The 4,785-nt window shown below is 69.9% G+C and carries 6 protein-coding genes; 5 read left to right on the top strand and 1 reads right to left on the bottom strand.

Going from position 1 to position 4,785, the window contains the following annotated elements; all coding sequences use genetic code 11:
* Window positions 1-231 precede the first annotated feature (231 nt).
* From IJH84_RS07815 to IJH84_RS07800, 4 genes are all read left to right on the top strand, one after another.
* Window positions 232-621 carry a hypothetical protein gene (locus IJH84_RS07815; RefSeq protein WP_200071726.1) on the top strand — a complete coding sequence of 130 codons (390 nt, stop codon included), beginning with the start codon at window positions 232-234 and terminating at the stop codon, window positions 619-621.
* A gap of 79 nt (window positions 622-700) precedes the next feature.
* Window positions 701-2,230, top strand: coding sequence for a CdaR family transcriptional regulator (locus IJH84_RS07810; protein WP_200071725.1), 1,530 nt, complete (start codon window positions 701-703; stop codon window positions 2,228-2,230).
* A 232-nt stretch (window positions 2,231-2,462) separates the two neighbouring features.
* On the top strand, window positions 2,463-2,930 hold the full coding sequence (locus tag IJH84_RS07805) for a GreA/GreB family elongation factor (RefSeq protein ID WP_200071724.1): 468 nt from the start codon (window positions 2,463-2,465) through the stop codon (window positions 2,928-2,930).
* Window positions 2,931-3,207: 277 nt separating this feature from the next.
* Window positions 3,208-3,462 (top strand): hypothetical protein, encoded by a 255-nt coding sequence (locus tag IJH84_RS07800; RefSeq protein WP_200071723.1) that lies wholly within the window; start codon window positions 3,208-3,210, stop codon window positions 3,460-3,462.
* A gap of 91 nt (window positions 3,463-3,553) precedes the next feature.
* Here IJH84_RS07800 and IJH84_RS07795 read toward each other — a convergent pair whose 3' ends face one another.
* Window positions 3,554-3,718 (bottom strand): hypothetical protein, encoded by a 165-nt coding sequence (locus tag IJH84_RS07795; protein ID WP_200071722.1) that lies wholly within the window; start codon window positions 3,716-3,718, stop codon window positions 3,554-3,556.
* 472 nt (window positions 3,719-4,190) lie between these two features.
* Between IJH84_RS07795 and IJH84_RS07790 the strand changes: the two genes are divergently transcribed.
* Entirely contained in the window at window positions 4,191-4,751 is a 561-nt protein-coding gene (locus IJH84_RS07790; RefSeq protein ID WP_295142075.1) for an AAA family ATPase, read from the top strand.
* Window positions 4,752-4,785: the final 34 nt, after the last annotated feature.

Here is a 4,785-nt window from a genome sequence, read left to right as displayed (position 1 = left end):
CTCGTCCGCCTCGGGCTGACGACCTCGAAGGTGCGCACCTACGCACCTCCGCGGCCCAAGACGATGACCAACTGGCCGCCGCGTCGAGGCTGAGCGCGGCCCGGCCGGGGGAGGCGGCGAGCAAGCACCTGTGACGGAGCGGGTCGGGCCGGCCGCGTTCTGCTGCGAGGCCGGTCCGAACGGGACGGTCCTGTACGGCCCGGCCGGGGACGGGCCTGGTAGACATCGGGCATGACCTCTAGCGACGGTTCGGTCGAGCCCGTGACGGTGTTCGTCTCGGACGCCTTGCAAGCTCGCCTGGACACCTACCGGGACGAACGCCGCACCGCTACGTCCGTGGTGTTCGAGGCGATCGAGGCGTTGGGCGATCGGTTGCCGGACGTGGTGCACGCCGCTCGCGCGATGATCAACTCGCCATCGGCCCGGGAGATCCACTACCTCGGCTCCGGGCCGGTGCTGATCCGGGTCCGGCCGGACGCGGCCCAGGCGGCCGAGCTGGCCAGGTTGTCCGACGAGGTCGGAATGCCGGTCGCGGGCTGGCTGCCGCCGTTGCTCAACGCGCACCTGCCGGGGCGCAAGGAACCCGAGAACATGCCGTGGCTCGTCCCGGTGCAGCAGTAGGAACCGTTGCACGGCGCCGGAGCCGCCCGGCGCCCTCAGCCGCTCAGCGATGGCTCAGGCGCTGCGGGAGTGAAGTTCGATGATGGTGCTGGACCGCCTGGTCAACGTCCTGGGTGGCTACGGCGTGCGGTTGTGCTGCTGTCCGCTTTCCCGGTCGACCGAGCTGCGGGGCGTGGTCCTGCAGGATTGCGCGGACGACCGTCCGGTGACCGGCGACGTCTACCTCGCCGTTGGCGCCGAGTCCGAGCTGCAGGCGATCCGGCGGGCGCAGGCCGCGCGGGCTTGCGTAGTGCTCGTCCGCGGTAGCGCGGAGCTGACCGAGGAGACGGTCTCGGCCGCCGAGCTCGCGGGGCTCGCCGTGATGCTGGTCGATCCCGCGGTGTCCTGGAGCGAGCTGGCGGGCGTTGTCTACGGCCTGGTGCTCGAAGGCCGCGAGACCGAGTCGGGGCGGGGGCCCACCGACTTGTTCGCGCTGGCCGACAGCCTCGCCGATGCGGTCGACGGCGCGGTCGTCATCGAAGACCGGTTGTCGTCGCTGCTGGCCTACTCGAGTTCGCACCACCAGGCCGACCCCGCGCGGCTGGCGACCATCGTGGAACGCCAAGCTCCGGCGCGGCTGCGCGAGCTGTTCGAGGTGCGCGGAGTGTTCGCCCACCTCGCGGTCTCGGACGAGCCGTTGTTCGTCGAGCCGGATCCGGCGCAGGGGCTCACCGGCCGGATGGTGGTGGCGGTCCGCGCGAATCGGGAGTTGCTCGGTTCGGTGTGGGTGGACTGCGGCGAGCCGCTGACCGGCGTGCGGCGCATGGCCCTGATCGAGGGTGCCCGCACGGTGTCGCTGCACCTGCTGCGCTCGCGCGCGAGCGCGGACCTGGAGAGGCAGGTCGAGTCGGACCTGGTGATGCGGTTGCTGGAAGGCACCGCTGCGGCCGCCGCGCTGGTCGGCAGGCTCGGGTTGCCGCCGGGGCCGCTGCGGGTGATCGCGATCCGCCCGAACGTCCTCGATGACCACTCCGGCCTGCTGCTGGCTTTCGACCGGGCGACCGCGGGCTTCGGCTGGTCGCGACCGGGCCGCAGCGCGTTGTCCGGAAACACCCTCTACACCGTGCTTTCCAGCGAGGACGTCGCGACCGCGCGGGCTTGGGTGGCCGCGTTGGGCCGGGTGCTGCCGGATCAGGTCAGCGTTTGGGCCGGGATCAGCGGGATGGCGTCGGCGGCGGAACTCTCCGCGGCGCGCCAGGAAGCCGAGGAGTGCTTGGCGCTGCACCAAAGTCGCTCGACCGATGCGCAACCGCGGGCGTACGACGAATCGTGGGACGAAATCCTGCTGCACCGGCTGCGCGCGGCGGCCGCTGCCGGGCGCACGCCTGCGCGCGGTCCGGTCGCCGAATTGCGCTCGTACGACCGCGAACACCGGACCGCTTACGTGGCGACGCTGGCCGCGTGGCTGGACGCCCAAGGCGAACTCGCCGAAGCGGGGGAGCGCCTCGGGGTGCACGCGAACACGGTGCGCTATCGACTGCGCAGGATGGCCGAGGTGACCGCGCTCGACCTGCAGGACCCGCGCAAGCGGCTGGCCATGATGATCGACTTGGCGGCCCACGAGGCCTGATGCGGCCCTGTGCGAAACCGAAAAAGACCGCACCGTGAGCTGTAGCTGACGAACAATGCTCCGGTGCGGGGCCTGGTCCATCCTGAGAGCAACGAAATCTCCGCAGCGGCCGCGGTCGCCTCGAGCGCAGCAACGGCCCGGTCGTGCGGCGCAGGCACGCTGGGATGCCCGGTGCCATTCGATGCTCGCCGGGCACTGCGAGCGGCCGCTGCATCGGAACACTGGAGTGATCATGGCCGATACCCAGCGCGCCTGGCTGACACCGCAAGCGCACGAGCGGCTCAGCGCCGAGCTCGCCGACCTGCTCGCGCCGGGCAACGGCGACACCGGAACGGGCGAGGACGGCTCGATCCCGGCTCAGCAGGAGCGGAAAGGCCGGATCAGGCAGATCCAGCACCTGCTGGCCTCCGCTGTCGTCGGCGAGGCGCCGCCGGACGACGGCATCGCCGAGCCGGGCATGGTGCTCACCGTCCGCTACGACGACGCCGGAGATGTCGAAACTTTCCTGCTGGGCACCCGCGAAGCCGAGCTCAACGACCTGGAGGTCTACTCGCCGGCCTCGCCGCTGGGAACCGCGCTGGTCGGTGCCCGGCGCGGTGAGCAGCTCTCGTACCAGGTGCCGGACGGCACCACGGTGCAAGTGACGCTGCTCGACGCCGTGCCGTACGGACGGCATGTGGAGCAGTCGATAGCGCAGTGACGACCTTCGGCTGCAACGCGCACATGCGACTGGTGAAAGCGCCGCTCGTCCGGAGGGGTCATGCCGATTTGCGGCGGACGGCGCGCAGGTCGAACGCGGAACGCCCGCACGATCGCGCTAACGCTGACAATTCGCTGAACCGCCTCTCATGTGCGCTTCAGTCGAACGTAATGCAAGCCGGTGAAGCTGTTCGTGCTCGCTTGGTGAGCAAGCTGATTTCGCCGCGCTCGGCAGCGATGTCCGAGTGCGGCGCCGGCGAATCGGGAGAGAAGTCTTGTTGAAAGCAATGCATTACCACCTGCTCGCCGCGGTGCTGGTACTGGCGGGAACGGGCGCGATCCTCAACGATCTCGCCTTCAGCCCGCAGGATCCGTCCATCTGGAACGAGCTCGGCATCGGGTTGCTGGTGTTCGGCCTGGTGGTGGCGAACTACCAGCTGAGCACGCGACTCGCGGAGCATGGGAAGACCGGTCGGTCCGGGACCGCCCGGCGTCGGACCGTCCAGCCGCATATCCCCCAGCCGCGCCGCTAGCGCTTTCCGGCGGTGGAAAGCGCATTCGAAGTGGCGCCCGTGCCACATCGGCGCGGGCGCCACCGAACTCCGATTCGGTGCCGGGTGGTCGCTACTTCTTGCAGTCCCAGCCATGGTGGTCATGCCGGCGGTGGCCGCCCCAGCCATGGCCACCGCCCCAGTGGTGGCCGCCCCAGCCGTGGCCGTTGCCCCAGCGGTGATCGCTGCCGTGGTGGCGGTTGCCGATGGACACGAACACGTTCTTCACGTTGCTCATGGTGGACACCTTTCCGCATTGCGTCGAGGTTTCTTCCCCGGGCCGAAGCAACGACCCGCCACGAGGGAACCTGTGATGCTCCGGGTGCGCCCAGAGGACTTTCGCCTCTGATGCATACCGTGCTCGACCATCGAGCGGTTTCTCGTCCGTCCGAGGGTTTCCGGGCGCATGTCGAAACCTCGCTACGTTCGCGCTGACCGCCACCACGCCCGCCGCCCCTTCGTTCGTAGCGCGGACTCCCTGTCGACCTCGCGGACGTGCCCGATGATGCGGACCTGCTCGACTCCGGGTTCAGGAATGACCGCTCGTCGTCGAGCCGGGCTCTCCGCGGCCGTGCGGACGCGGTCGATACTCTCGCGGACGTGCCAGACGCGGAATGCCCGGATCGACGCGCAACAAGTCGATATCGCGCGCATCTGGCGCTGCGAGGAATCGTCCGTACCCGCCATTCGGCATCAAGCGAGGCCAAATCGTGAAGGAATTCGAGGTCGTTCCGGTCGATCGCGAGCCGGCTCCGGTGATCTTCCTGGTGACCGGTGTGCCCGGCAGCGGCAAGTCGACCGTTGCGCGCGCCCTCGCCCAGCGGTTCGCGCTCGGGGCGCACATCGAGGTGGACAAGTTGCAGGAGTTCATCGTCTCGGGCGGGCGCTGGCCGGGCCCGGAGCCGGAGGAGGAACCGGATCGGCAGCTGTTCCTGCGCGCGCGCAACGCGGCGCTGCTGTCGGACAGTTTCGCCGGTGCCGGAGTCGTGCCGGTGATCGACGACGTCGTGGTGCTCAAGCCCCATCTGGACTTCTACCGCGAGTCGGTGCGCACCCGGGATCTGAAGCTGGCCGTGCTGGCGCCGGATCCCGCGGTGGCCGGTGAGCGCAATCGCGGGCGGGACAAGGTCCTGGTCGAGGACTGGTCCTTTCTGGACGAGGCGATGCGCGGTCAGATTCCCGGTGAGGGCGTCTGGGTGGACAACGCCGCGCTGACGGTGGAGCAGACGGTGGACGAGATCCTCGGCCGCAGCGGGGTCGCTACCGCGTGAGCGGGTCCGGCCGGAGTGGGCCGCCTCCGGTCGT

Origin of the sequence: Saccharopolyspora sp. (assembly GCF_017434145.1) — a bacterium.
Lineage (GTDB): Bacteria > Actinomycetota > Actinomycetes > Mycobacteriales > Pseudonocardiaceae > Saccharopolyspora_C > Saccharopolyspora_C galaxeae.
This window is presented reverse-complemented; position numbering and strand designations above follow the sequence as displayed.